This window comes from uncultured Thiodictyon sp., from assembly GCF_903946935.1.
Classification (GTDB): domain Bacteria; phylum Pseudomonadota; class Gammaproteobacteria; order Chromatiales; family Chromatiaceae; genus Thiodictyon.
Genome location: NZ_CAJAXH010000311.1, coordinates 36,459 through 62,090 on the forward strand (window position 1 = coordinate 36,459; position 25,632 = coordinate 62,090).

At 60.7% G+C, this 25,632-nt stretch carries 22 protein-coding genes; 9 read left to right on the top strand and 13 right to left on the bottom strand.

The window, feature by feature from the left end:
• Position 1: 1 nt before the first annotated feature.
• From QZX93_RS26310 to QZX93_RS26335, 6 genes are all read right to left on the bottom strand, one after another.
• On the bottom strand, positions 2-1,090 hold the full coding sequence (locus QZX93_RS26310) for an FAD:protein FMN transferase (protein ID WP_295392025.1): 1,089 nt from the start codon (positions 1,088-1,090) through the stop codon (positions 2-4).
• 20 nt (positions 1,091-1,110) lie between these two features.
• Positions 1,111-2,046: a protein translocase subunit SecF gene (gene secF, locus QZX93_RS26315; protein WP_295392027.1), complete on the bottom strand. Its 936-nt coding sequence runs from the start codon at positions 2,044-2,046 to the stop codon at positions 1,111-1,113.
• Between the two features lie 14 nt (positions 2,047-2,060).
• Entirely contained in the window at positions 2,061-3,917 is a 1,857-nt protein-coding gene (gene secD, locus QZX93_RS26320; RefSeq protein WP_295392029.1) for a protein translocase subunit SecD, read from the bottom strand.
• Positions 3,918-3,985: 68 nt separating this feature from the next.
• Positions 3,986-4,327: a preprotein translocase subunit YajC gene (yajC, locus tag QZX93_RS26325; RefSeq protein ID WP_295392031.1), complete on the bottom strand. Its 342-nt coding sequence runs from the start codon at positions 4,325-4,327 to the stop codon at positions 3,986-3,988.
• Between the two features lie 129 nt (positions 4,328-4,456).
• Positions 4,457-4,669: a Trm112 family protein gene (locus QZX93_RS26330; RefSeq protein ID WP_295392096.1), complete on the bottom strand. Its 213-nt coding sequence runs from the start codon at positions 4,667-4,669 to the stop codon at positions 4,457-4,459.
• Between the two features lie 296 nt (positions 4,670-4,965).
• Positions 4,966-5,532, bottom strand: coding sequence for a Sua5/YciO/YrdC/YwlC family protein (locus tag QZX93_RS26335; protein WP_295392033.1), 567 nt, complete (start codon positions 5,530-5,532; stop codon positions 4,966-4,968).
• Between the two features lie 472 nt (positions 5,533-6,004).
• On the opposite strand from QZX93_RS26335, the gene glyQ reads away from it, so the two are divergent.
• Genes glyQ through QZX93_RS26355 form a run of 4 tightly spaced genes read left to right on the top strand, consistent with a single transcriptional unit; the run spans position 6,005 to position 10,331 of the window.
• Complete coding sequence (glyQ, locus tag QZX93_RS26340) at positions 6,005-6,937, top strand: glycine--tRNA ligase subunit alpha (RefSeq protein WP_295392034.1); 933 nt, start codon at positions 6,005-6,007, stop codon at positions 6,935-6,937.
• On the top strand, positions 6,930-9,002 hold the full coding sequence (gene glyS / locus QZX93_RS26345; RefSeq protein WP_295392036.1) for a glycine--tRNA ligase subunit beta: 2,073 nt from the start codon (positions 6,930-6,932) through the stop codon (positions 9,000-9,002). The genes glyQ and glyS overlap by 8 nt, the downstream gene beginning before the upstream one ends.
• Before the next feature lie 40 nt (positions 9,003-9,042).
• Entirely contained in the window at positions 9,043-9,603 is a 561-nt protein-coding gene (gene gmhB, locus QZX93_RS26350; protein ID WP_295392038.1) for a D-glycero-beta-D-manno-heptose 1,7-bisphosphate 7-phosphatase, read from the top strand.
• Entirely contained in the window at positions 9,600-10,331 is a 732-nt protein-coding gene (locus QZX93_RS26355) for a lysophospholipid acyltransferase family protein (protein WP_295392040.1), read from the top strand. Before gmhB ends, QZX93_RS26355 begins: the two co-directional genes overlap by 4 nt.
• Before the next feature lie 93 nt (positions 10,332-10,424).
• On the opposite strand, the gene dnaN is transcribed toward QZX93_RS26355, so the two are convergent.
• The 3 genes from dnaN to typA all read right to left on the bottom strand — a co-directional run bounded on the left by dnaN (position 10,425) and on the right by typA (position 15,216).
• On the bottom strand, positions 10,425-11,525 hold the full coding sequence (dnaN, locus tag QZX93_RS26360; protein ID WP_295392042.1) for a DNA polymerase III subunit beta: 1,101 nt from the start codon (positions 11,523-11,525) through the stop codon (positions 10,425-10,427).
• Between the two features lie 194 nt (positions 11,526-11,719).
• On the bottom strand, positions 11,720-13,045 hold the full coding sequence (gene dnaA, locus QZX93_RS26365) for a chromosomal replication initiator protein DnaA (protein ID WP_295392044.1): 1,326 nt from the start codon (positions 13,043-13,045) through the stop codon (positions 11,720-11,722).
• Between the two features lie 347 nt (positions 13,046-13,392).
• Positions 13,393-15,216, bottom strand: a complete 1,824-nt coding sequence (typA, locus tag QZX93_RS26370) for a translational GTPase TypA (protein WP_295392046.1) — start codon at positions 15,214-15,216, stop codon at positions 13,393-13,395.
• A gap of 482 nt (positions 15,217-15,698) precedes the next feature.
• Here typA and rpmH point away from each other — a divergent pair, with 482 nt between their 5' ends.
• Genes rpmH through mnmE form a run of 5 tightly spaced genes read left to right on the top strand, consistent with a single transcriptional unit; the run spans position 15,699 to position 19,507 of the window.
• A complete protein-coding gene (gene rpmH, locus QZX93_RS26375) occupies positions 15,699-15,833 on the top strand; it encodes a 50S ribosomal protein L34 (RefSeq protein ID WP_295392048.1) in 135 nt (44 codons plus the stop codon).
• A gap of 34 nt (positions 15,834-15,867) precedes the next feature.
• Positions 15,868-16,254, top strand: a complete 387-nt coding sequence (gene rnpA, locus QZX93_RS26380) for a ribonuclease P protein component (protein ID WP_295392050.1) — start codon at positions 15,868-15,870, stop codon at positions 16,252-16,254.
• Entirely contained in the window at positions 16,239-16,460 is a 222-nt protein-coding gene (gene yidD, locus QZX93_RS26385) for a membrane protein insertion efficiency factor YidD (RefSeq protein WP_295392052.1), read from the top strand. Before rnpA ends, yidD begins: the two co-directional genes overlap by 16 nt.
• 5 nt (positions 16,461-16,465) lie before the next feature.
• Positions 16,466-18,139, top strand: coding sequence for a membrane protein insertase YidC (gene yidC / locus QZX93_RS26390; protein WP_295392054.1), 1,674 nt, complete (start codon positions 16,466-16,468; stop codon positions 18,137-18,139).
• A gap of 30 nt (positions 18,140-18,169) precedes the next feature.
• Positions 18,170-19,507 (top strand): tRNA uridine-5-carboxymethylaminomethyl(34) synthesis GTPase MnmE, encoded by a 1,338-nt coding sequence (gene mnmE, locus QZX93_RS26395; RefSeq protein ID WP_295392056.1) that lies wholly within the window; start codon positions 18,170-18,172, stop codon positions 19,505-19,507.
• 709 nt (positions 19,508-20,216) lie between these two features.
• Here the strand turns inward: mnmE and topA are convergent.
• The 4 genes from topA to QZX93_RS26415 form a co-directional block, all read right to left on the bottom strand.
• The gene (gene topA / locus QZX93_RS26400) at positions 20,217-22,523 is read right to left on the bottom strand and encodes a type I DNA topoisomerase (protein ID WP_295392057.1); all 2,307 of its coding nucleotides are present in this window, start codon (positions 22,521-22,523) and stop codon (positions 20,217-20,219) included.
• A 114-nt stretch (positions 22,524-22,637) separates the two neighbouring features.
• Positions 22,638-23,120 (bottom strand): DUF494 domain-containing protein, encoded by a 483-nt coding sequence (locus tag QZX93_RS26405; RefSeq protein ID WP_295392058.1) that lies wholly within the window; start codon positions 23,118-23,120, stop codon positions 22,638-22,640.
• Positions 23,121-23,170: 50 nt separating this feature from the next.
• Entirely contained in the window at positions 23,171-24,274 is a 1,104-nt protein-coding gene (dprA, locus tag QZX93_RS26410; protein WP_295392059.1) for a DNA-processing protein DprA, read from the bottom strand.
• A gap of 4 nt (positions 24,275-24,278) precedes the next feature.
• Positions 24,279-25,541 carry a LysM domain-containing protein gene (locus QZX93_RS26415; RefSeq protein ID WP_295392060.1) on the bottom strand — a complete coding sequence of 421 codons (1,263 nt, stop codon included), beginning with the start codon at positions 25,539-25,541 and terminating at the stop codon, positions 24,279-24,281.
• Between the last annotated feature and the right edge of the window lie 91 nt (positions 25,542-25,632).

Below are 25,632 nucleotides of genomic sequence, written 5' to 3' on the forward strand. Positions count from 1 at the left end.
ATCATTTTCGTTCATTTGCGGACGCAGAATGTTCAATCTGCTGGAAGACCGTGGTGGTCAATTCGCGGAATCCTTGATTCTCTCGCAGGATGAAATAGGCGGCAAGCCCCTGGGCCTCGGCCAGGGCCGGCCCCCGCGCCGCGCCCATCACCATCAGGGTCGTGGCCAGCCCGTCGGCACGCCGGGCGCTGTCCGTGCCGGCCGGCAACACGACCGTCACCGAGGCCAGGTGCTGTTCGACCGGGAGACCCGTGTGCGGGTCGATATGGTGTGAGTAGCGTTTACCGCCGGCCTTGAAAAAGTTGCGGTAGTCGCCCGAGGTCGAAACCGCGCCGTCGGTGACCGGCAGGATGCGCTGAACCGAACGCTGTTCCGGGTCCGGTACCTCGATGGCAATGCCCCAGGGGCGGCCCGCCGCATTCTTACCCCGCACCCGCAGGGTCCCAGCCACCGCCGCCATATAGTCGGTGGCCCCAATGGACTCCAGCCAGGCGGCCATCCGATCCGCGCCCTCACCCTCACCCAGGGCCGAAAGGTCGATATAGAGGTCCCCACGTTGCCGGCGGATGGCCGCAGGGTCGGCACGCAACTCCAGCTTGCCATACCCGACGCGCTCACGGGCGGCTCGGATCAGTTCGGGCGCAGGCACCGCGTCGGCATGCGCCCCTGGTCCAAAGCCCCAGAGGTTGACCAGCGGACCGACGGTAATGTCGAAGGCCCCGTCGGACACCGCGCCGAGTCGCTGGCCCGCGGCGAGGACCTGACGCAGTGCGTCCGAGACCGGCACCCAATCGGTGCTTGGATTACGATTCAGACGGGAAAGTTCGGAGCTTGCGTCATAGGTGGAGAGCGTGGCGATCACACCGCCCAGCACCCGCTCTATGCCGGCACGCAGGGCCTCCGGGGTGAGCCCCGCGGGGGGGCGCGCAACCTTGACCGCATAATAGGTCCCCATGGTGGGACCAGTGACCTCAAGCTGGGGGTCCGGTGACGCCCCGCAGGCGGCAAGCAGGGCGCAGGCAATGAGTGCCAGCCACCGGATCTGCCGGTGACTGGCGTCTGCGACCTTGGGGTACCTGGGCGGTTCCACTTAATCCGGGACGGCGCCGATCACGGCCGGGCATCGACACCCGGTCCTTCCTTGGGCACCGGCATCAGGTCCGCACGGCTGATACCGAGCAATACCGCCGAACTGCTCGCCACATAGATTGAGGAGTAGGTGCCGGTGACGATACCCACGATCAGGGCCAAGGCGAAGCCGTGGATGACCGCACCGCCCAACAAGAAGAGTGCAATCACCGCGAGCAGGGTCACGCCCGAGGTGATGATGGTCCGCGACATGGTCTCGTTGATCGCGAGATTGACCACATCGAGTACCGTCCCCTTGCGCACCTTGCGGAAGTTCTCCCGGATACGGTCGAAGATCACCACCGTGTCGTTCAGCGAATAACCGATGACGGCCAGCACTGCGGCCAGCACGGTCAGGTCGAACTCGACCCGGAACAGGGAGAAGACCGCCAAGGTCACGATCACGTCGTGGATGGTGGCGATGACCGCGCCGAGCGCGAGGCGCCACTCGAAGCGGATCGCCACATAGATCAGGATGCCGATCAGGGTATAGAGGATCGCCAGCCCCCCCTGATTGACGAGCTCCTGGCCCACCTGTGGCCCCACGAATTCGACCCGCTTGAGCTCCACCGGGTTGGCGCCCGCGCTGGCGCTCAGGGCGGCGATGACCCGCTCGCCCAAGGTCGCCGCGGCGGCCACGTCCGTGGGCGGCAGCCGGATCAGCACGTCGCGGGAACTGCCGAAGTGCTGAACGCCGGCCTCGAACCCGCCCGAGCGCAGTGCATCCGTGACCTGGGGCAGTTCCACCGGCTGCTGGTAGCCCACCTGGACCACGGTGCCGCCGGTGAAGTCGAGCCCGAAATTAAACCCGAGTACGATGAAAGACCCGATAGCAATCAGGTTCACCGCGCTGGACAGCCAGATGGCCGGCCAGCGGATGCGCATGAAGTTGATATTGGTGCGCTTGAAAAGTTCCATGGCTCAGGTCCCGGTTAGATGGGCAAGTGCGCGACGCGCCGGTTGCCGTACAGCAGGTTGATGATGGCGCGGCTACCGAGGATGGCGGTGAACATCGAGGTCAAGATGCCGAAGAACAGCGTCACCGCAAAGCCCTTGACCGGACCGGTACCAAAGCTGAAGAGCACCACGGCGGCAATCAGGGTGGTGACATTCGAGTCCACGATGGTCGCCATGGCCTTGTCAAAACCGGAGTAGATTGCCGCCTGGACCGAATTGCCGTTGCGCAACTCCTCACGGATGCGCTCATAAATGAGCACATTGGCGTCCACCGCCATACCGACGGTGAGCAGGATGCCGGCGATACCGGGCAGTGTCAGGGTGGCCTGGATGGCCGAGAGAATGGCGACCAAGAGCACGACATTGACCAGCAGGACCAGATTCGCCACCAGACCGAACACCCGGTAATAGAGGCCCATGAAGAGGACCACGAGCACGAAACCGACCGCAACCGAGCGCACGCCCTTATCGATATTTTCCTGACCCAGGCTGGGGCCGACCGTGCGCTCCTCAATGATTTGGATCGGTGCGGCCAAGGCACCCGAGCGCAGCAAGAGCGCCAGGTTGTGGGCCTCATCGGCGCTGTCGAGCCCGGTGGTCTGGAAGCGCCGGCCGAACGGCTCGCGAATGGTGGCGACGCTGATCACCTCTTCCACCTTCTCGGTGCGCTTCATCGGTTTGCCGTCGACCAACTTGGTGGTCGTGCGATTCTCGATGAAGACCACGGCCATCGGCTTGCCGACGTTCTCGGTGGTCATGTCACGCATGCGCCGACCGCCTTGGGCGTCGAGACTCACACTGACCATCGGGGTACCACTCTGCGAGTCGAAGCCAGAGGAGGCGTCCGTGATCTGGTCGCCGGTAGCGATCACCCGACGTTTGAGCAACACCGGCTTGCCCTCGCGGGTCTTGTAGAGTCGACTACCCGGCGCGGGCCGCCCGGCCTCGGCGTCGGCGGCACTGTGCTCGGTATCCACCAGCCGGTATTCCAGGGTCGCGGTTGCCCCCAGGATCTCCTTGAGGCGGCCCGGGTCCTGGGCGCCCGGCAGTTGCACCACGATGCGTCGATCGCCCTGGCGGGCGATGCTGGGCTCGGCCACGCCCAATGCATTGACGCGGTTGCGCAGCGTCGTAATGTTCTGTTGGAGCGCCAGGTCCTGGATCTGTTTCTGTTGAGTCGGCGTCTGGCTGGCCATCACCAGGAATTCACCGCCCTCCTCCACTGGCGCAACCTTGAGGTCGCGGAACTCCTTGACGATGACCTTTTCACCCGCATCACGGGCCGCTGCGTCGGCAAACTTGACGACGACCCGACCCTTCTCGCGGGCGACCGTGATATAGCGCACCTTGGCGTCGCGCAATTGGGTGCGGATGTCCTCCACATAGCGCTCCAGCGCCTGGTCCAGTGCCGCGTCCATGTCGACATCGATCAGCACATAGATACCGCCACGCAGATCGAGACCCAGGTTCATAGGCTTGAGACCCATGGCACGCACCCAGCGCGGCAGGTCGGCCGAGAGGGTGAGTGCGCTGCGGTAACGGTCGGACAGGGTGTTCTCGATCACCTCCTCGGCGCGCAGTTGATCGCCCGAGGCGGCAAACCGCACCAGTAACTTGCCGTCGGCCGGCGGATCGAAGCGCTTGACCGGGACCTTGGCGTTCTCCAAGACGGCCCGGACCTCCCCGACGCTGGCCGCGGTTACATGGCCGCCGCGGGCGGCCGTGATCTCAATGGAGGGGTCCTGGGAGAAAATGTTCGGCAAGGCCAGCACCAGGCCGACCAAGACGACGGCCAGGATCGAGAGGTTCTTCCACAGCGGGTAATGGTTCATCGCACTTCCAATCGCTCACGCGGCGGGGAGGGTCACGGGCTGCCGGTTACCGGCATCCCGGCCCCAAGTCACAGATCCTTCAAGGAGCCCTTGGGCAGGACGGCCTCAATGGCCGCGCGGCGCACCTTGGCCTGGACGCCCTCGGCGATCTCCAGCAGTACAAAGTTGTCGCCCAGGTCCGCGACGCGGCCGGCGATGCCGCCCAGGGTGATGACCTCGTCGCCCTTGGTGAGCGCATTGATCAGCTTCTGGTGCTCCTTCTGGCGCTTGGCCTGGGGACGGATCAGCAGAAAATAGAAGACCACTGCAAACAACAGCAGCGGCAGCAGGGTCAGTAGCGATTCAGGAATGGGGCCGGCGGCGGCGGGGGCGGCGGCGGCGGCGAGTGCGTCGGAGATCAAGAAGCTCATGGGGGTTCCTGGTGGTTACCGATGGTCGTGGCAGGTCAGGAGCGCCGTGTCGGCGGCCCAAACCCGTACAAAAACAGCCGTGCATTATGTCACAGCACCGTTGAAGTTGCCCTCCTATCGAGCCGGTCCTCAGCCAAGCTGCGCGCTGCCGCCCTTGCGATAGCCCTCCGCCTCCTCTGCACTGAGGGTGCGCGCCTCCTCCTCCAACATCACCGGGATATCGTCACGGATCGGGTAGGCCAGGCGGCCGGCGACCGAGATCAACTCCGCTCGCGCCTTATCGTAGATCAGCGGCCCCTTGGTCACGGGGCACACGAGAATCTCCAGCAAATTCTTGTCCAGCATCCAAAATTCTCCAGGTTGTTTGGGATTGCCATCGGGGTAGGTTCGCCGTGGCCCGGCAGGGCGCTGCGGCGCTCGCCGATGATGATCGCCGCAGAACGAGGGCGGGGTAAAGCGCTGCGTGGCCAGACGCGCGCCGACGACAACCCAAACCGCGCGCATGTCACGCTACGTTGCAACGAGACAAACTCTTTTTCACATAGTTATTTGTGCAAGCGACCCACGGCTGGGGGTCGGCGCAAAGCCTCGATATTCTATACCTTTCGTTGCGGAAGCCGTCGCGAATCGCCTTAGACTCAAGGGCGCAGGACCTGGCCAGTGCAGCCGTCGCGGATGACAGAGGGCCGGTCCGCCCCACCACAGGCCCCCGCGAGGATCAGGTCCAGACCGCCGGGAAAGCGGCGGCGCACCTGATCGGCAGAACGGGCGGGCAGGCGGGCTGCCACGTTGGCGCTGGTGGAAACGATGGCGCCACCATAGGCCCGGCACAGGGCCGCGGCCAGGGGGTGCTGGGTGACGCGCACCGCCAAGGTGTCGAAACGGCCACGCAGCCACTCCGGTACCCCCGGGCGCGCCGGCAGCAACCAGGTGTTGGGGCCTGGCCAGGAGGCGAGAATCGCCGCCATTCGCGCGGGCGCCAGGGACAAGACGAAAGGCGCCAACTGCTGCGGGTCGGCAGCGATCAGAATCAAGCCCTTGGACTGCTGGCGGCACTTGAGGACGAGCAGTCTCATCACCGCCGCCCGGTTCCAGGGATCGCAGCCCAAACCATAGACCGCCTCCGTCGGATAGGCCACCAGCCCGCCATTGGCAATGACCCGAGCGGCCAGACGCACGCGGTGACGAAGGAAGGTCGGGGTCATCTTCTATCCGGCAATCGCCGACGCTACAAGGACCAAGCAAACGCCCGGAGGTGGCACGCACACTGGCAGACGCTGGTGGCGTCGGCCGCGGGTCTAGGTTGTCTTTAGGGTGCAATAGCGCGCCCAGCGACGTCAAGCGCACGGGCACCGATCACAACAACCCCGGCTCGCGCGAGCCGGCAACTCGTCCAGCGCCGCCACGGCCACCCGCCACGGCCACCCACGCCGTACACGCGTAGACGTGGCCACTCCGGGCGACCCAGCGCCCCCGGCGAACCCCTTGTTGCCCGCCCCCCGACCAACGCTTGCGACGTGTATGGTTTACCGTGCCGTCGTCAACCGGTGTATCGGCGGTGCCCGTTTGGACCGGACAGATCGACACTCAGCTCGCCTAACGGGAAGTAGTTTCAACCTAGGCGGCATAACAGATATACTGGGCACTTATCCACTCAGCCTGCCGCGGGAGTATAGCTTGGACCTTGAGCCGGTGGACGTCACCACATTCCAGGACATCATTTTTGCGCTTCAGCGCTTTTGGGCCAACTTAGGTTGTGTCGTGGTCCAACCTCATGACATGGAGGTGGGCGCGGGTACCTTTCATCCTTCCACTTTTTTGCGCTCGATCGGCCCGGAACCTTGGCGCTGCGCTTACGTACAACCTTCACGGCGGCCTACTGACGGCCGCTATGGAGAAAACCCAAACAGGTTACAACACTATTATCAGTTTCAGGTGCTGTTGAAGCCAGCTCCGCTCGATATTCAGGAACTCTATCTGGAATCCCTTCGACACCTTGGGATCGATCCACTCGTCCATGATATTCGGTTTGTGGAAGATAACTGGGAGTCGCCAACCCTTGGCGCGTGGGGGCTCGGCTGGGAGGTCTGGCTCAATGGCATGGAGGTCACCCAGTTTACCTACTTTCAACAGGTCGGTGGACTCGATTGTCGGCCGGTTAGCGGGGAAATCACTTATGGACTGGAACGTATCGCAATGTACTTACAGTCAGTGGAAAGTGTTTACGACCTCGTCTGGAGCCGATCGCCTGAAGGGGTAATCACGTACGGGGACGTGTTCCATCAGAACGAGGTCGAACAGTCCACCTATAACTTTGAGAAGGCGGAGGTTACCGCACTGTTGGCAACATTCGACGCGTGCGAGCGAATGAGTCAACAGTTGATTACCGACGGACTCCCGCTGCCGGCGTATGAACAGGTCCTCAAGGCATCGCACACTTTCAATTTGTTGGATGCACGCGGTGCCATCTCAGTGACCGAGCGCCAGCGGTTTATCCTGCGGGTTCGCGCGCTGGCGCGAACAGTCGCCCAGACTTATTTCGAGAGCCGCGAGGCTTTAGGCTTCCCCATGCTGAAACGACCACTATCGATCGAGCGCGCGCATGACTAAGGATCTCTTGATAGAAATCGGCACTGAGGAACTGCCACCGCTGTCGTTGCAGGACTTGGCGGTCGCCTTCGCTCGAGGGGTCGCGGAGCAATTGACGGCGCAGGGGATTGGCCACGGAAGCTACTCAACCTTCTGCACCCCTCGCCGGCTTGCAATCCTCGTTTCTGGGGTAAAGGTACGCCAAGCAGAGAGGGTCATTTCGCGCCGCGGCCCGTCGGTCTCTGCCGCATTCGATGCAGCCGGCCAGCCCACGAAGGCCGTGGTCGGCTTTGCCCGCTCCTGTGGGGTCGCAGTAGAGAGCCTCGAGCGCGAGGAATCTGAAAAAGGGACCTGGATCGTCTTTCGCACCGTTGAAGCCGGTGCTCTCACCGCCCGGCTTATCCCACAGATCGTCGAGTTGGCGCTGGCTGGACTACCTATTGCAAAACGGATGCGCTGGGGCGCCGGAGATGCGGAATTTGTCCGCCCGGTGCATTGGGTTTGCCTGGTCTTTGGCGATGAGGCAATACCTGGGACGATAATGGGCATCACCGCTGGTCGTGATACCTTTGGTCATCGGTTCCACGCCCCGGGGCCGCGCGCGGTGACTCATGCGTCACGCTACCCTGAACTGTTGAGGGACGGTGGGTTTGTCGAGCCGTCATTCGAACAGCGCCGAGCGCTCATCACCACTCAGGTCGCGCAGATTGCGGAGGAAAACGGCGTTGTAGTCGATCTGCCGAGCGATTTGCTCGATGAAGTGACCGCACTCGTCGAGTGGCCGGTCGCTTTCGTGGGATCATTTGATGAGGCATTCCTTTCGGTGCCCGCGGATGTTCTCATTGAGACGATGCAGAAAAACCAGAAATATTTTCCAGTGCGCGGCGTGGATGGCCGCCTTCGGGCAAGCTTCGTCGCCATCTGCAATATTGAAAGCAAGAGCCCAGCCGAAGTAAGAAAGGGCAACGAGCGAGTACTGAGACCCCGCTTTGCGGATGCCAAGTTTTTTTGGGAACAAGATCGGCGTCGCCCCCTCGCAGGTTATTTTTCCGAACTTGAGTCCGTGGTATTTCAGGATAAGCTTGGCTCAGTCGCCGACCGCAGCAGGCGGGTGGCGAAGCTCGGGACTATGATCGCCACATCAAGCGCCGTCGACCCACTATTGGTCGAGCGCGCAGCGATGCTGGCAAAGTGTGACTTAGTGACTTCTTTAGTCATTGAGTTCCCGAGCCTTCAGGGAGTTATGGGCGGGTACTACGCGGAACATGGCGGGGAGCCTGCCGTTGTCTGCTCGGCCATCGCGCAACAGTATTATCCCCGTTCCGCCGGCGGCGAATTACCAGGAACGCCAATTGGCTTGGTACTTGCTCTAGCGGACCGGTTAGATCTCTTAGTGGGGGTCTTTGGTATTGGCCACCGGCCGACGGGGGCCAAGGATCCGTACGGACTACGTCGGGCGTCGATTGCGATCATACGCATCCTCGTGGAAACGCCGCTGGATCTGGATCTCCATGTATTACTTGCCGGCGCGGTAGCGCACTTTCCGCCAGCTCGGCTGAGTCAAGATACCGCTGACGCGGTGTTTGTCTACGTGTTGGCCCGCCTAAAGGGCTACTACCAGGAACAAGGCGTTTCGCTGGATTGCGTTGAGGCGGTTATCGCTGCCGGAGGAGCGGTCATCAGCCAATTAGACCGGCGCATTAGGGCGGTACAGGCATTTCGCAATCTGCCGGCCAGCGAGTCCTTGGCCGCGGCGAATAAGCGGATCAGCAATATTCTTGCGAAAACCGACATTTCATTTGCGCCCGACACCTCACCAGATCCCCTGCTCTTCACGGAAAGTGCTGAACGCCAACTCTGGCAGAGCGTATGCCAACTTGAGCGACGTATTGCACCATTGATTCGGAGCGAGGACTTCTCCGGCGTGTTAGTGCGACTCGCGGAATTAAGAGAAGATGTGGACGCATTTTTCGAGCAGGTGATGGTCATGTGCGAAGATGCGGCCGTTAGAGAAAATAGGCTGGTGCTGTTAATGCGGTTACAGGCACTATTTTTGAACGTCGCTGACGTATCGTTATTGCGTTAGGTGGCCTTTTACACAGGGCGATTGCCGCTGGTGTTTTGGTATGCAGCTAGAGCGGTTCGTTATCCTGGATCGGGACGGCGTAGTCAACGAAGACTCGGATGACTATATTAAGTCGGCGGGAGAATGGGTGCCCATCCCAGGGAGTCTCGAGGCCATCGCCATGTTGACGCGTGCCGGCTTCCGGATCGCCATCGCATCAAATCAGTCAGGGCTCTCGCGCGGACTTTTCGATCTTGGAGCCCTGAACAGGATACACCGGAAGCTGCGGGAAACTGCCTATCTGTTCGGCGGGCGCGTTGAGATGATTTTGTTTTGCCCACATGCCCCGCAGGACCAGTGTTTCTGCCGTAAACCGCAACCAGGCCTGTTAAGCCAAATAGCCGATAGAACCGGTGTGATCCTGCGAGGATTACCCTTTGTCGGAGACTCGCTCGCGGATATTCAAGCGGCGAGGATCGTGGGGATGGAGCCTATCCTGGTGAAGACCGGCAAGGGTACCAGGACCTTAGCGCAGGGAGGCGCGGTATTGGAGGGGGTCGCTGTGTTTGACGACCTAAAGTCGGTTTCCAAAGAATTAATTTGTCGTTGGAGTCGCTCTTGATTCTACTACGCTCGCTGGCTTATCAAGCCTTTCTTATTCTTTCTGTCGTGCTTTTTGGCACGGCAATAGCAATCTCAGGTCGCTTTGTCCCATACCACAGCGTTGGCCGATTAGGCCGTGCGTGGGGAATGGCAAATTTATTTGCACTCGAGTATCTATGTCGACTCGATTACCGTATCACCGGACTCGAGCACTTACCGACAACCACCGTGATCGTTCTCTGCAAGCACCAGTCAGCGTGGGAAACCATAGCGCTGCGTGGACTCCTTCCGATTGACCAGACCTGGGTGCTGAAACGGGAGTTACTCCGCATACCCATTCTAGGTTCTGCGCTTAAACGGCTTTTGCCCATCGCGATCGATCGCTCTGCCGGCAGACAGGCCGTTAAGCAACTCATGAAAGAAGGAGCGCAATCCCTCAACGCCGGACGCTGGGTAATGATATTTCCCGAGGGAACCCGCGTCGCCGCCGGCAAGCGAATACCCTACAGCATCGGGGGCGCTTTACTTGCCGAGCGGACAGGCTACCCAGTGGTGCCTATCGCGCACAACGCGGGGGTATTCTGGGGTAGGAGACGTTTTCTCAAGTACCCAGGAACAATCGACCTTGTCATCGGCGAACTCATTGCCAGCAAGGGGAAAACCGCCAAGGAGATCAACGCGACTGTCGAGCAGTGGATTGAGCAAACAGTCGCTGCTCTTCCACAGTCGGCACAAACTCCCAATTGAGGGACGTAAGCAGTACTTACCCAGTTCCATCTGCAACCGCCCGATCTCGCTGTAAAGCCGATCGGGCTCGTCACCAATCAAGAACGTCACCAATTACAGCCGCATAGGCATCACAACGTAGGTTTCCCCCGCAGCGTCTAATCCCCGCCAAAGGGAGCTACTATTCCCGTCGTCAAAATGTACTTCCACCTTATCGCTATCAACCGCCCCAAGTAAATCCGATAGATAGGCAACATTAAAACCAACGATAGTTGCCGCTCCGGCGTAATCCACTTCCATTTCCTCGACCGCTTCTTCCTGCTCAGGATTATGCGCGACAAGCCGAAGAACTCCAGGCTCAAATGTCACTCGCAAACCGCGATATTTCTCATTAGAAAGAATCGCCGTCCGTGCCAGCGCTTTCCGTAAAGAATCCCGATCCGCAATAGCGACTTTTGTAAGTCCGGTAGGAATTACTCGACTGTACTCGGGATACCGCCCGTCGACGAGCTTTGACGACGACACCGTATCTCCTACCACAAAGCGAATGAGTCGTTCAGCAATCTCAATCTGTACCGGCGTCGTCGCGGAACTCAACTGCCGCCGCAGCTCATTAACCGTCTTAAACGGCACGATCACCGATCGACTCTCGGTTACCCCAAGAGAACACGGATGCTCATAACACGCCAATCGATGCCCATCGGTTGCAACCGCCTTCACACAACTGCCATCGACCTCGAAGAACAGGCCATTCAAGTAATATCTAACGTCTTGCTGAGCCATCGCAAAAGCCGTCTTCTCAAGTATCCTTTTCAGCACGCCTCCTTCTAATTCGAAAGCAACATCCGGCAATATCGATTCCATCACCGGAAAATCCCGCGCCGGCAGCGTACCCAGAACATATCGCCCGCGCCCGGCGGTCAATACACAGCGCTCGCCTCCAATCTTAAGTCTCATCTCTGAGCCTTCTGCTAGGGAGCGACAGATATCGCCTAGTTTCCTGGCGGGAACTGTCGCCTCCCCGGACTCGATCACCTCAGCTCGGCAGCCCGCACGGATCTCAATTTCCATATCCGTACCAATGACGGTCAGGGACTCACCTTGTCCACGCAATAGTATATTTCCTAAAATAGGTAGTGTTTGTCTCCTCTCAACAACGGACACCACCCGGTTTAACACAGGAAGCATTTCTTCACGGTTGACCTTGACATCCATACCGCTCACCTCTCTTAAACAGAAAAATATTTAATAAGTTATTAGTAATAAGGGCTGTGGATATGTGAACAAGCCTGTTTTTCTTTTTTTACCAGCGGCTTGAAACAACTTTCCGAGCATAACACGAGCCCTAAAACCTGTGGATAACTTTTTCAGAAAACAGTCATAAAATATTGCACCCAAGTTATCCACAGCTAAGAGGATAGACTACGCAACAGATTGCGAAAATCCTCGTCAAGAGCAGGGTCGCTATCCCTGAGTTCTCGAATTTTTCGCGTCGCATGAAGCACCGTCGTGTGATCCCTACCGCCGAAGGCGCTACCGATTTCCGGCAAACTGTGCTTAGTGAGTTCTTTTGCCAACGTCATCGCTATCTGCCGGGGCCGGGCGATGGATCTGCTCCGTTTTGCCGACAACAGGTCAGCCGTGCGTACTTTGAAATATTCCGCCACCGTCTTTTGGATGCTATCAATCGTTATCCGTTTATCTTGCGCCGCTAACATATCCCTCAGCGTTTCCTTGGCGAACTCCACCGTGATTGCGCGACCAGTAAATTGCGCGTTCGCAACCAGCCGCCGCAACGCACCTTCAAGCTCTCGAATATTCGAACGAATTCGGCGGCCCACGAAAAACCCAACATCCTCTGGTAGTATAACACCGAGTTGGGTCGCCTTACTCTGCAAGATGGCGACACTCGTTTCCAGGTCCGGCAGATCGATCGAAACCGTCAATCCCCAACCAAAACGAGACTTTAGCCTCTCTTCAAGTCCTACGACCTCTCTGGGAAAACGATCGCTCGACAGGACGATTTGTTGTCGCGACTCAAAAAGCGCATTAAAAGTATGAAAAAATTCTTCTTGTGAGCGCTCCTTACCCGCAAAAAACTGAACATCGTCAATAAGTAAGGCATTGAGAGATCGGTAGGTCTTTTTGAATTCGTCAATTCGGTTATGCTGAAGTGCGCGAATCATTTCCGCAACAAATCGCTCTGAATGCAGATAAACAACCCGTGCATTTGGGTTCGTTTCCAATATCATATTACCCACGGCGTGCATCAAGTGCGTCTTACCTAGACCCACTCCACCGTATATGAAAAGTGGGTTGTAGGCCACTCCAGGGTTTTGACTGATCTGGATAGATGCCGCACGCGCAAGCTGGTTCGATTTACCCTCAACGAAGCTGCTGAAACAAAACTCCGGGTTAAGATTGGCTTCAGCCCGACGTTCATTCAGCCCAAGCGAGTGAACTTCCGAAACAATCCGAGCGTGCGTTTCCGGCCGATCCAATCCTCCAACGTCAAAGCGTAACTGCGTAATCGTCCCTTGACTGATGTGCAGACACAATTCCAGCAACCGTTTTTCATAATGTTGTCGGGCCCAATCTTGCACAAACTTATTCGGTGCCAGCAAACGGAGAACGTCTCCTTCCTGGCGCGCCTGTAATGGCAAAATCCAGGTGTTAAATTCAGCTGCCGTCAATTCCGCTTTGAGCCTTTGAATGCAGTCCTGCCACGGATTCATAGCGTTCCCCCTTTAAAAAAACCAACATTTCCAACTGAAAAAAGATATCGAACTGAATCTTTACTTCCCCAGCCAGTTCCCCACTGTTGCTTCCCGCGTGTGCCAGCGAGCACAGGCTCGGCCGCTCGCCGAGCTCCAGTCTAACGCTGGAACTTTTGAGTGATCGCGACTCAGTGCTGGCCAAAGGCCCCATGGCTATACGCTCCGAGCAATGGCGATAGCGCCCGCACCACCTCGAGAGATGAACGATGCGGACGCCTTGGCCGATTCCTCACCCAGCCCGTGCCCAGATGGAGGGCGGGAATTTGGAGCGCGCTTCCGTCGCGACTCTCAGGGTAGTGCTCCGATCACTCTCCCCTCGGCCCACGGGCATGACGTTTGCGTTCGTTTTCCGTGAGGTAACGCTTACGGATACGAATCGCCCCGGGTGTGATCTCCACCAGCTCGTCGTCTTCAATGAACTCAAGGGCTTGTTCCAAGGTGAAGCGAATGGCCGGCGTCAGGATAATATTCTCGTCCGAGCCAGAGGCCCGAATGTTGGTGAGCTGCTTGCCCTTGAGTGGATTGACAACCAGATCGTTATCACGTGCGTGAATCCCAACCACCTGGCCCTCGTAGACCTCAACGCCCGGCGCCACTAGCAAGCGGCCCCGGTCTTGCAAGTTGAAGAGCGAGTAACCAAGTACCTTGCCCTGGCCGTTGGAAATCAACGCACCGTTGCGCCGGGGCGAGATTCCGCCCTGATTCGCCGGACCATAATGATCGAAGTTATGGTACTTGAGTCCGCTACCGGACGACAGCGTCATAAACTCAGTCTGGAAGCCGATCAGTCCGCGCGACGGGATCTCATAGTCGAGTCGAACCCGGCCCTGCCCATCGGGCGCCATATCCTTTAATTCACCCTTGCGCTCGCCGAGGGCCTGCATGATCGCACCCTGATAGGTGTCGTCCAGGTCCACCGTGAGTTGCTCGTAGGGCTCGCATATGACACCGTCAATCTCACGGAAAATCACCTCCGGACGCGACACCGCCAACTCATAACCCTCGCGACGCATGGTCTCTAAGAGAATGGACAGGTGCAACTCACCGCGCCCGGAGACCCGGAATTTCTCCGGGTCCGTACCTTCCTCAACGCGCAGCGCCACATTGTGAATGAGTTCCCGCTCCAGCCGCTCCTTGAGCTGGCGGGACGTCAGATATTTACCCTCACGCCCGGCGAACGGGGAAGTGTTGACCTGGAACGTCATCGTGACCGTAGGCTCATCGACCGTCAGTTGTGGCATGGCCTCCACATGATCGGGGTCGCATAGGGTATCGGAAACATTGGGTGCCTCGATCCCCGTCAGTGCGACGATATCCCCCGCAGAGGCCGAAGGCACCTCGTAGCGCGCCAGTCCCAGGTACCCGTAGACCAGCCCAATTTTTGCCTTATACCGGACGCCGTCCGGCTTGACCACCACCACCTGCTGGTTGGGTCGAATGCTCCCATGACGAATCCGTCCAAGCGCGATGGCGCCAACGAAGCTCGAATAGTCGAGCGTGGAGATTTGCATTTGGAACGGGGAGTCTGGATCCACCGGCGGTTGCGGACAATGCTTGATGATCGCCTCAAAGATCGCGGTCATGTCCCCGTCGTGAACGTCGTTGTTGAAGCCGGCGTAACCGTTGATCGCCGAGGCGTAAACAATAGGGAAATCGAGCTGCTCGTCGGTTGCCCCGAGCCGGTCGAAGAGATCGAAAACCTGGTCGATCACCCAGTCCGGCCGGGCGCCGGGCCGATCGATCTTGTTGATCACGACAATCGGGCGCAGCCCGTGTTGGAACGCCTTGCTCGTGACAAAACGTGTCTGCGGCATCGGGCCTTCCTGAGCATCGACCAGGAGCAGTACTGAGTCGACCATCGACAGCACCCGCTCCACCTCGCCACCAAAGTCGGCGTGCCCAGGGGTGTCTACGATGTTAATGCGGTAATCCTTCCAGCGCAGCGCCGTATTCTTGGACAGGATCGTGATGCCCCGCTCCTTCTCAAGGTCGTTGCTGTCCATCACCCGCTCCACCGGCCCGAACCGGTCGCCCAAGGTGCCCGATTGCTGTAGCAGTTTGTCGACTAAAGTGGTCTTGCCATGGTCCACATGGGCGATAATGGCAATATTACGAAGGTTCTCGATCACGGGGGGAATGCTCCGACGGGGTGGGCGGGGAGGCGCACGGCGAGTGTTGGCGGCGCTGCCCGGGTCTGGGATGGGGGCTCATGGTTAGCCAGACAGTATAAGCGTAAGCGCAGGTCTACGTCCGTCCGACCCGCGGGGGCGGGACCAAGCTGTCCCTCCTCGCCAAACCTGGCGCGCTTTTCGCCTTCCTGGCGTAATACAATTACTTAATATGGTTGTGTACACCACACATATATACATCTCATAAAAAAGGTTTAGCGCAGAATTAACGCGTCCGATTTCCACCTCCGAACCACTAACGGACTGTACTTGAAGTCGACCTCACCCCGATCTCCACCGAGATGGGGCAACAGACGCCACGGGGCAAACTGCTGAGGATCCCCTGCAATGTTGACAGCATGGGGAAAGTCGCTTACCGTTAATCTTTTTTTCGGGCGCCATCCGCTGCGGCGCTCTCAACACCAGAACCAGAGATATTCGTCATGAAACGTACGTTCCAACCGAGCCTTATCAAACGGGCTCGTACCCACGGGTTTCGCGCACGCAGCGCAACCCGCAACGGCCGCAAGGTTATCAGCGCCCGCCGTTCAAAGGGTCGTGTGCGGTTAGCGCCGTAATACTGTCACATATACGTGGTTTAATCTGGACTCTTTGGCTACCAGCCGCAACGCTACGGACCTGACGGAACGCTTCCCACGTTCATGTCGGCTGGTGCAGGCCGATCAGTTCAAGGGCGTGTTCGAACACTCGGCGCGTTTTGACTGCAACGGTTTCCTGGTACTTGCGAGGACCAACGAACAACCGTACGCGCGCTTGGGACTGGCCATATCCAAACGACGCTGCCCGCGTGCCGTTGATCGGAACAAACTCAAGCGAATCGTGCGCGCTAGCTTCCGTCTCAATGCCAGCGCCCTGCCTGCAGTTGACTTGGTGGTGCTCTGCACTGCGAAGGCCAGGCTCCTCAGTAATCGCGACCTGTTCGACGGACTGGATCGGGCGTGGCGAAAGGTCATCGGTAAGACATGGGTCGAATCTTGATTTGGCTTGTCCGCCTCTATCAGTTGGTGATCAGCCCGATGATCGGCCCACATTGCCGCTTCCATCCGAGTTGCTCCCAATACGCTATTGAGGCCATTGAATGCCATGGGCTGGTGAAGGGGAGCTATCTGGCCGCGCGCCGGTTGTCCCGCTGTCACCCTTGGCACCCCGGCGGGCTTGACCCGGTCCCCCCAAAGAAGCGCTAATACTCATGGAAAATATCCGTTTAGTCCTGGTCGTCTCGCTGGCGGCTGTCTTGCTGCTTATCTATCAGGCCTGGATGCATGATTACGGTCAGGTGCCCAAGGAAGCGGCGATGAGTCGCTCGGCGCCTACCGGCACGTCGGCGCAAGTCGGCACTCCGGAAGTTCCGGCAGTACCCACGACGCCAGCCACCCCCGAAATCGGCGGCCCCGCCGTAACTGAAACGGCGGCCCTGTCGCAAGCCCCCGTCATCACGGTTGAAACAGACGTACTGCGGGTTGAAATCTCGACGAAGGGCGGGACGATCTCGAGTGCCTGGCTCCTCGACTATCCGATCTCTCCTGAACAACGCGATGATAAGTTTCGTCTCCTGAAACCGGATGCACCAAACTATTTCGTGGCCCAGTCCGGTTTGATCGGTCAAACCCCGAGTGCCTTGCCCAACCATGATGCGATTTTTTCCAGCGAATCCTTGCATTACACGCTGGGCGAGGGTCAATCGACGCTCCCGGTCGAGCTCTACTGGACCGATGCTGCGGGCGTCAAGGTCAAGAAGACGCTGCGTTTCAGCCGCGGCAGCTATGTCGTCGAGACGCGTCAGGAGGTCACGAACGCAACCGCGCAGCCTTTGACAGCACGGGATTATGCCCAGTTGCAGCGCACCGAGTTGCAGGACCCCAACGCCTCCCGTTTCGTGAGTACCTATACCGGCGGCGTCTATTACAGCCCGCAAGACAAATACAAAAAAATTGCGTTCAAGGACATGCAGTCGCAAAAGCTCGACCGTCAGGTAACCGACGGTTGGGTGGCGATGATCCAGCATTATTTCCTGGCGGCCTGGATTCCGCCCCGGGGCGCCGAAGAAACCTTCTATACCAATGTCTTGGATGGCGACCGTTTCATCATCGGCAAGTTTTCGCCGGCCGTGAGCATTCCGGCCGGTGCCAGTCACGCCTTTACCAATCAAATCTTTGTTGGACCCAAACTCCAGGATGCACTCGCTGCCATTGCGCCTGGACTCGAGCTGACCGTGGACTACGGGTGGTTGACCGTCATCGCGCAACCGATCCACTGGCTCTTGGACATGATTTACAGCGTGGTTGGGAACTGGGGCTGGGCGATTATCGTGCTCACGATCATCATTAAGCTCGCCTTCTACAAGCTCTCCGAAGCCAGTTATAAATCGATGGCTAACATGCGGCAGATGACGCCACGCATGCAGGCACTCAAGGACCGTTACGGAGATGATAAGGAACGCCTCAACCAAGCCATGATGGAGCTCTACAAGACCGAGAAGATCAATCCGCTGGGCGGATGTCTCCCGATCGTGGTACAGATTCCGGTCTTCATCGCGCTGTATTGGGTGTTGCTGGAAAGTGTCGAGCTGCGTCAAGCCCCCTTTATCCTCTGGATAGACAATCTCTCAGCTCCCGATAGATATTACGTACTGCCATTGCTCATGGGTATCTCCATGTTCGTGCAGTCGAAGCTCAATCCCGCCCCACCGGACCCCATGCAAGCCAAGATCATGATGAGCTTGCCTATCGTATTTACAGTGTTTTTTGCGTTCTTCCCGTCCGGCTTGGTGCTCTATTGGACGGTGAACAACACCCTGTCCATTGCGCAACAATGGCACATCACGCGCAATGCCGACAAGGCCGCGGCAAGACGCAAGCGGTGATCCGTTGCTTAAGTTCGGCGTGCGCCGCTAGTGCCTACTGACACCATCGCCGCCGTTGCTACACCGCCAGGTGTCGGCGGCCTTGGTGTCGTGCGGGTCAGCGGCCCGGCGGTGGCAGACATCGCAAATGCGATACTCGCCCGCCGACCGAAACCGCGGCGGGCGTCGTTTTGCGCCTTCCGCGATGGCGCCGGCACGGCGATCGATCAAGGGATCGCACTATTTTTCCGCGGTCCGCGCTCCTTCACCGGTGAGGATGTACTTGAGCTCCAAGGCCATGGTGGGCCGGTGGTGATGGACCTCCTATTGTCGCGTTGTCTCGAGCTCGGCGCCCGTCTGGCCCGTCCGGGTGAATTTACACAACGTGCTTACCTGAATGGCAAACTCGATTTGGTTCAGGCCGAGGCCACGGCAGATCTCATTACGAGTTCGACCGCTCTGGCGGCCCGGCTGGCAATGCGCAGCCTACAAGGGGTCTTCTCGCAGCGTATCCGCCGACTGGTGGATGAACTCATCGGTCTGCGAACCGCCCTCGAGGCCACCCTGGATTTCCCCGAAGAGGCGATTGACTCGCAGTCCAACATCCGCCTAAGGCACGCGCTCGACGCCCTGGTCGAGGGAGCGGCGCGGGTTCTGTCACAGGCCTGCCAGGGGGAGCGCGTCCGCGATGGCCTGACAGTGGTCATCGCCGGCCGCCCGAACGTAGGGAAATCGAGCCTTCTCAACGCCTTAGTTGAATACGACGCGGCCATCGTGACCCCCATCCCCGGCACCACCCGGGACGTGCTGCGTTGCGACCTGCAGATCGACGGTTTACCCGTCAAACTCATTGATACCGCCGGCCTCCGGGAGGCACTCGAGCCGGTAGAACAGGAGGGGGTACGCCGGGCCCGCGGCCAACTGGAACTCGCGGACCTGATCCTCTGGGTATACGACCAGCCCCACGGCCTCGATCGAGATGAACTCGCGGCGCTCCCCACCTCAATTCCGATCACACTGGTTCAGAATAAGATCGATCTCGGGCTACTGACGCACACGCCCCTAATGCCTGATGGGACTGTGTCGCTTCGCCTATCGGCACTGACCGGCGAGGGCCTTGAGGAACTGCGCCGACACATCAAGTCGCGTGCGCACATCGACGGACTGGGTGAGGGCTCCTTTGTCGCTCGACGGCGGCATCTAGACGCATTGAGACGCGGCCTGTCTGCGCTGCACGCCGCCCGCTCAACCCTCGAGGTCGGTCTTGGCCCGGAGGTGGTCGCACTGGAATTGCTGGAGGCCCAACACGCCTTTGGCGAGATTACCGGGGAGTTCACCCCAGAGGACCTGCTTGGCCGTATTTTCTCGAGCTTCTGCATCGGAAAATAGCAAGGAGATCCAGGATCGCCGCACCACTGCGACCACGAAGGGGCAAGCGAGCGATCCCAGGATGATCAATAATTCTAGCGGGCACGATTCCGGCCCCGCCGGTCACGCTAGAAACACCGCTGCTGCCGCTTCGGAATGCTCCGGGGTAACGGTGGATAACCTGTGCGGCGTTTGCGACGACGAAATTTTACGCATCTTATCCACAGGTTCCAAAGATGCTTATTGCTCGCTTGGCGACCGGCGTAGATACTGAAAATAAAGCAGATTATAGGTTTCCCCACATACCCACAGCCCTTATTACTATTATCTTTACTTATTGTCTTCTAAGTTAAGAGGGGGTGTCCAATTTAGCGCTGCCTGGTTAAGACTGGTCAAAGTCGAGTTTCAGCCTGAGCGGCCGTTCCGCACGGAATCGGACCGGGCGTCGGCAGACGACAAGTTTCGGATGTTCCTATTGGCCGCGCGCTCTAAAGCGACCGAGGCATTGAGACGCGCCCAGAACCCCCCTACGCCGCCGGTCCCCTAGCCGGTACATGCCTCCTAGGGGACCACCGCGGCGACCTGGTGGAGCGGCTGGTGAGGTTTCCTGGCGGTCGGCGTGGTGTTCACGCCGACCGCATCCAAGTTAAGTCTTACCTATCTACACTTGGCTGTTAGCCAATGTTCGGAAGACGGTCGAGGTCACGGACCTTTGCCGCATCGCGCGGGTTCAGCCTTCCGCCTCTTCCGTAGTACCCACGTCCTCGCACGGTTCGCTGAAGGTGCAGTCTTTCTGTGGGCAGACCTTTTCGGTGCCGTTGCGCTTGGTGGTCTTGATCGTCAGCACCGGCCAGCCGCAGCGCGGGCAGGGGCCAGCAACAGGCTCATTCCACACCGCGTAATCGCACTTCGGATAGGTGGAGCAGGAGAAGAAGAACTTACCGCGGCGGGATTTTTTCTTCTGCAGGGTGCCTTTGTTGCATTGTGGGCAGGTCACGCCGGTGTCCTCTGGGCGCTCCAGGGGCTCGATGTGCTTGCACTTGGGGTAACCACTGCAACCGATGAACTTGCCGTAGCGCCCGTTCTTGACCTCCAGCACGGAGCCGCAATCGGGGCAGACCCGCCCCTCGATGACCTCCTTGGGCTCGGCCGCGGTCTTGTCGGCGTTCAGGTCCCGGGTGTAGTCGCACTCCGGGTAATGGGTACAGCCGATGAAGCGGCCATTGCGCCCGAGCCGGATGGAGAGCGGGCCGCCGCACTTTGGGCATAACTCGGCGATCGGCTCCTGGGTTACGTCGCTGCGCTTCACATGCTCCTGGGTGTAGTCGATACGCTCTTTGAAGGGCCGCCAAAACTGCTCGAGCAGCGGCACCCACTCGCCCTCGCCGCGGGAGACCGCATCCAGGTCATCCTCCAGGCGGGCGGTGAAGTCGTAGTCGACATAGGTGGCGAAGTGTTCGGTGAGGAACTTATTCACCACCCGGCCGACGTCAGTGGGCAGGAAGCGCTTCTTGTCCAGGACGACGTATTCCCGCTCCTGCAGGGTGGAGATGATGGAGGCATAGGTGGAGGGCCGGCCGATACCGAATTCCTCCAGGGCCTTGACCAGGGTTGCCTCGCTGAAGCGCGGCGCCGGCTCGGTGAAGTGCTGTTCGGCGCGGATCGCCTTCAGATCGATGAGGTCGCCCTCCTCCATCGGCGGGAGGTTGCTGTCTTCGTCGTCATCGGCGGCGGTGGCGTCGTCCCGACCCTCCAGATAGACGCGCATGAAGCCCGCCTCCGCCACGGTGGAGCCGGTGGCACGCAAGGTATTGCCGACTCCCGCGCTCAAATTCACGGAGACCTGATTGATGAGGGCATGGGCCATCTGGCAGGCCACTGAGCGCTTCCATACCAGCTCATAGAGCTTGAACTGCTCCACGCTCAAGAAGGGCTTGACGCTCCCCGGCTCGCGCAGGACCGAGGTGGGGCGGATCGCCTCATGAGCCTCCTGGGCGTTCTTGGCCTTGGTCTTATAGAGGCGCGGCTCGGCGGGCAGGTGGTTCGCCCCATAGCGCTCGGTGACATAGGAGCGGATCTCGGCGATCGCCTCCTGGGCCAGGTTGACCGAGTCGGTACGCATATAGGAGATGAGACCGACGGCACCGCCGCCCACGTCCACACCCTCGTAGAGCTGCTGGGCGACGCGCATCGTGCGCTGGGCGGTGAAGCCGAGCTTGCGTGCGGCCTCCTGCTGGAGGGTGGAGGTGATGAAGGGCGGGGCCGGAAAGCGCTTGCGCTGCTTGCGCTCGACCTGCGCGACCCGCAGCCGGCCGTCCGCGGCGCGCTCCAGGGTCGCCTGAACCGCAGTGGCGCGTTCGCCGTCGGTGATGGTGAACTGCTCGACCTTAGCACCTTGGAACTCCACCAGCTTGGCGGCAAAGGGACGCGTCTCCCGCGCACAGTCCGCCTCGATGCTCCAGTATTCCTGGCGGACGAAGGCCTCGATCTCGGTCTCACGCTCGCAGATCAGGCGTAGCGCCGGGCTCTGCACCCGCCCGGCCGAGAGCCCGCGACGGACCTTCTTCCACAGCAGCGGGGAGAGATTGAAGCCGACCAGATAATCCAGTGCGCGCCGCGCCTGCTGGGCGTTGACCAGGTCTTGGGCCAGCTCGCGCGGGTTGGCCACGGCCTCCTGGACCGCCCGCTTGGTGATCTCGTTGAAGACCACCCGGTAGACCGGGCGCTTGCCGATCTGCCGCCGGGCCTTCAGCAGCTCCAGCAGGTGCCAGGAGATCGCCTCGCCTTCGCGGTCCGGGTCAGTGGCCAGATAGAGCGCATCGGCGTCCTTGAGCAGCTTGGCGATGGCCTGGACGTGCTTCTCGTTGCGCTCGATGATCTGATATTTCATCTCGAACCCGTGCTCGGGGTCCACGGCCCCCTCCTTGGGGATCAGGTCGCGCACATGGCCATAGGACGCGACGACCTCGAAGTCCGGTCCCAGGTACTTCTTGATGGTTTTGGCCTTGGCGGGGGATTCGACGACGACGAGATTCATGGGCGGCTGCGTCTGGTGAGGGTTCGGTGCTCGGTCGAGCGGGACACTAGGGTATACCGAAGTGGGGCGTCTTTGGCTAGTCAGGCGTCGCCTCAGCCGAGCGAGCGCCGCGGTTCAGTGCAGATAGACCGGGGCGTCGCTGTAGATCAGGTCTTCCATGCGTGTGAAGGCGGCCTCCAGTCCCGGGCGGTTCAACAAGACCAGGAGCACCACCCACTTGAGCTCGTCCACCCCGACCTGGGGGGCGTCGATGGCGAATGCCCGCTCGATCGCCAACTCGCGACTGCCGGGGTCGAGGATGCCGATCTGTTCCAAGAACAGCAGAAAACCGCGCCCCTCCCGGTCCAGCTTGGCACATTCGTCGTCGGTGTAGATGCGGATGGAACCCAGCGCACGGCCATGATAACCGGGGGTTTCAGTGTCCGCACCGGCCGCTAGCACATCGAGCCAATCCAACGCCTTGGCGATCTCGCCGGCACTGAAACCGGCGTCCGTCAGTTCGTTCTCCAACGCATTCTGATCCGCCGGGGGCGGACATTCGTCGTCCATGTAGTGCTCGAACAGGTAGATCAGGACATCGACCATGCTGTCATCCATCGGAACCTCTTGGGCGACGCCAGCCGGCGGGCTGACTGAAAGGGCGGCGCTCAGGTCCGCGCACGGCAGTAGCGGCCACCAGGACAGGATGATACATGACCGCCCAACTCCAAGACCAACAGCATGGAGGAGACCGCCGCGGCGGAGAGCCCGGTGCAGCGGGTCAGCTCGTCCGGGGCGACCGGGTCGAAGCCCAGGGCGGCGAGCAGCCGGTCATAGTCCGGGTCCGGCCAGGAGGCGGAGGTCTGCACCTCGCCCGTCGCCGCCGTGAGCGCCCCCAACTGCCCCCGCAGTTGCGGGGCCAGGGCGGCCAGCACCTCGGCGGCGTCCTCTACCAATGCCGCGCCCTCGCGGATCAGGGCATGGCAGCCACGCGCCAGCGGATTGCGGATGGAGCCGGGGACGGCAAAGACCTCGCGACCCTGCTCCCCTGCCTGGCGGGCGGTAATCAGTGAGCCGCTACGCAAGGCCGCTTCGGTGACCAGGGTGCCCAAGGACAGCCCCGCGATGAGGCGATTGCGGCGCGGGAAGTGGTGCGCCAGGGGGCCCTCCCCGGGGGCGAACTCGCTTACCAGTGCGCCCTGCCCCGCGATCCGCCGTGCCAGGTCGCGGTGGCCTGCCGGGTAGACCCGGTCGGGCCCCGTGCCGAGCACCGCGATCGTCTTGCCGGTTTCCAATGCCCCCGTATGGGCCTCACCGTCGACCCCGGTGGCCAGCCCGCTGGTGACGATGAGCCCGCAGGCCGCCAACCGCCGCGCGAACTCCCGGGTGATCTCACGCCCGGTCACGCTGGGATTGCGGCTGCCGACGATCGCGACCTGGGGGTCGGCGAGCAGGCCCGGCTCGCCGCGCACATACAGCAGGGTTGGCGGGTCGGCGAGCTGGCGAAGCAGCGGTGGATAGCGCGGGTCGTCCAGGGTCAGGACGTGGGCATCCGGCCGGGCGGCCCAGCCCAGCACGGCATCGCTCCAGGCCCGATCAGGCCGCTTGAGTGCGCTAATCGCGGCGGGTTTGAGCCCCAGCTCGCCGAGCGCCGACGGCGCGGCGTCGAGCACCCCCTGGGGGCTGCCGAAACGCTCGATCAGGCGGGCACAGGTCCGCGGCCCGATCCCGGGTGCCCCCGCGAGGGCTAGCCAGGCGTCCAGGGATGACACGGCCTCAGATCGGCGGCGGGGCGATCCGGTCGTGGACGTGCATCGCCCGTTTAGCCTCCAGGACGATCGCAAAGCTTACCCGTTCGAAGACCCGGAATACCATGAGGAGACCTGATCGCTCAAAGGGCCGGATATAGGTCGAGCGGTTAGGGCGCACATCGACCGTGGGTGGCACCGCCCCGTCGTGGCGCCACCGGCGGATCTCCTGGTTGTCGCCATACCAAAACGAGGTCGAGAGCGGCGTCTCCTCTTTCCAGGAGTCCCAATCCCCTCCGCCTTGTCGGACCAGGTCGGTTTCCTTGGTCCCGCCCTGAAACACCTCAAAGACATGGCCGGACTCGACCCGCTCGCGGGTCCCGGCATTGATGATCACCACATCGAATTGCCCGACCTGGGTGACCCCGTTGAGTACGGCCAGGATTTCCGGGCGCAATCCCCGGGGCGCCGGACGTGGGAAGAAGTTTCGCAGCGGCTCGTCCTGGGACGCTGGGATCACCCGGTCACCGACGCCGACCTCGCGCTCCATGCGCAACACCTTCATCTTGGCCGGATCGCCGGTGCGCTCCAGTGCCGCGCTGGCGACAAAGGTCGCCAGATAGCCCAGTGTCTCGTTGGTCTTGGGGTCGCGCAGGGCCTCGCCTGGCCGCAGGATCTGGAAGCGGTCCGGTTTGACCGTGTCAATGCGTCTGACATAGACACTGTCGCCGACCCCGGCGACGAGATGCTCATCGGGAAAGCCCACGACATAGGACGCGCGCTTGATCTGGTCTGACTGCGCCACGTAGGGCTGGGTCAGGAAGGGGGCGATATAGGCGATCGGAATGGTCGGAATCGCCCCCTTCAGTAGCGAGGAGCGTACCTTTGGGCCGAGCCGCACCACCCGCATCCCCCCCCGATAGCCGACCACCGTCTCGCCGCCCCGATCCACGCCGATGCGCGGCTGCCCATCGACCATGGTGAGCCGCAGGACGTCGCCCGGATAGATCAGGTCCGGGTCGCTGACATCCGTGTTCGCTCGCCAGACCTCGCGCCAGCGCCAAGGGTCGCGCAGGAAGCGGCCCGAGATACTCCACAGCGTATCTGCGGGGCGCACCGTGTAGGACTCCGGGGCGCCCGGTCGCAGTTCGGCCGCGCGCGCGGCCGGGCCGGCCACGAGGCAAGCGGCCAGGAAGGCACCGGTCCAGCGGATTAAGACGGACCGCCGCGCGGTGCCGGGGCGCGGGTGCGGGCTGGTCGCGGGCGCGCGACCGACTGATTGGGGATGCATCACTCCTCCGTTCGGGTCGATTCCGGATTCACCCGGCCCCATTGCGGGGTGTAGTATGAGGCGGATAGTAGCGCATGGGACTGCGGTGCTG

Coding starts and splice junctions, on each gene's coding strand:
- secF (WP_295392027.1), bottom strand. CDS start 2,046: ATGGAACTTTTCAAGCGCACCAATATCAACTTCATGCGCATCCGCTGG.
- secD (WP_295392029.1), bottom strand. CDS start 3,917: ATGAACCATTACCCGCTGTGGAAGAACCTCTCGATCCTGGCCGTCGTC.
- yajC (WP_295392031.1), bottom strand. CDS start 4,327: ATGAGCTTCTTGATCTCCGACGCACTCGCCGCCGCCGCCGCCCCCGCC.
- QZX93_RS26335 (WP_295392033.1), bottom strand. CDS start 5,532: ATGACCCCGACCTTCCTTCGTCACCGCGTGCGTCTGGCCGCTCGGGTC.
- glyS (WP_295392036.1), top strand. CDS start 6,930: ATGACTAAGGATCTCTTGATAGAAATCGGCACTGAGGAACTGCCACCG.
- gmhB (WP_295392038.1), top strand. CDS start 9,043: ATGCAGCTAGAGCGGTTCGTTATCCTGGATCGGGACGGCGTAGTCAAC.
- dnaN (WP_295392042.1), bottom strand. CDS start 11,525: ATGGATGTCAAGGTCAACCGTGAAGAAATGCTTCCTGTGTTAAACCGG.
- dnaA (WP_295392044.1), bottom strand. CDS start 13,045: ATGAATCCGTGGCAGGACTGCATTCAAAGGCTCAAAGCGGAATTGACG.
- rpmH (WP_295392048.1), top strand. CDS start 15,699: ATGAAACGTACGTTCCAACCGAGCCTTATCAAACGGGCTCGTACCCAC.
- yidD (WP_295392052.1), top strand. CDS start 16,239: ATGGGTCGAATCTTGATTTGGCTTGTCCGCCTCTATCAGTTGGTGATC.
- yidC (WP_295392054.1), top strand. CDS start 16,466: ATGGAAAATATCCGTTTAGTCCTGGTCGTCTCGCTGGCGGCTGTCTTG.
- topA (WP_295392057.1), bottom strand. CDS start 22,523: ATGAATCTCGTCGTCGTCGAATCCCCCGCCAAGGCCAAAACCATCAAG.
- QZX93_RS26405 (WP_295392058.1), bottom strand. CDS start 23,120: ATGGATGACAGCATGGTCGATGTCCTGATCTACCTGTTCGAGCACTAC.
- QZX93_RS26415 (WP_295392060.1), bottom strand. CDS start 25,541: ATGCATCCCCAATCAGTCGGTCGCGCGCCCGCGACCAGCCCGCACCCG.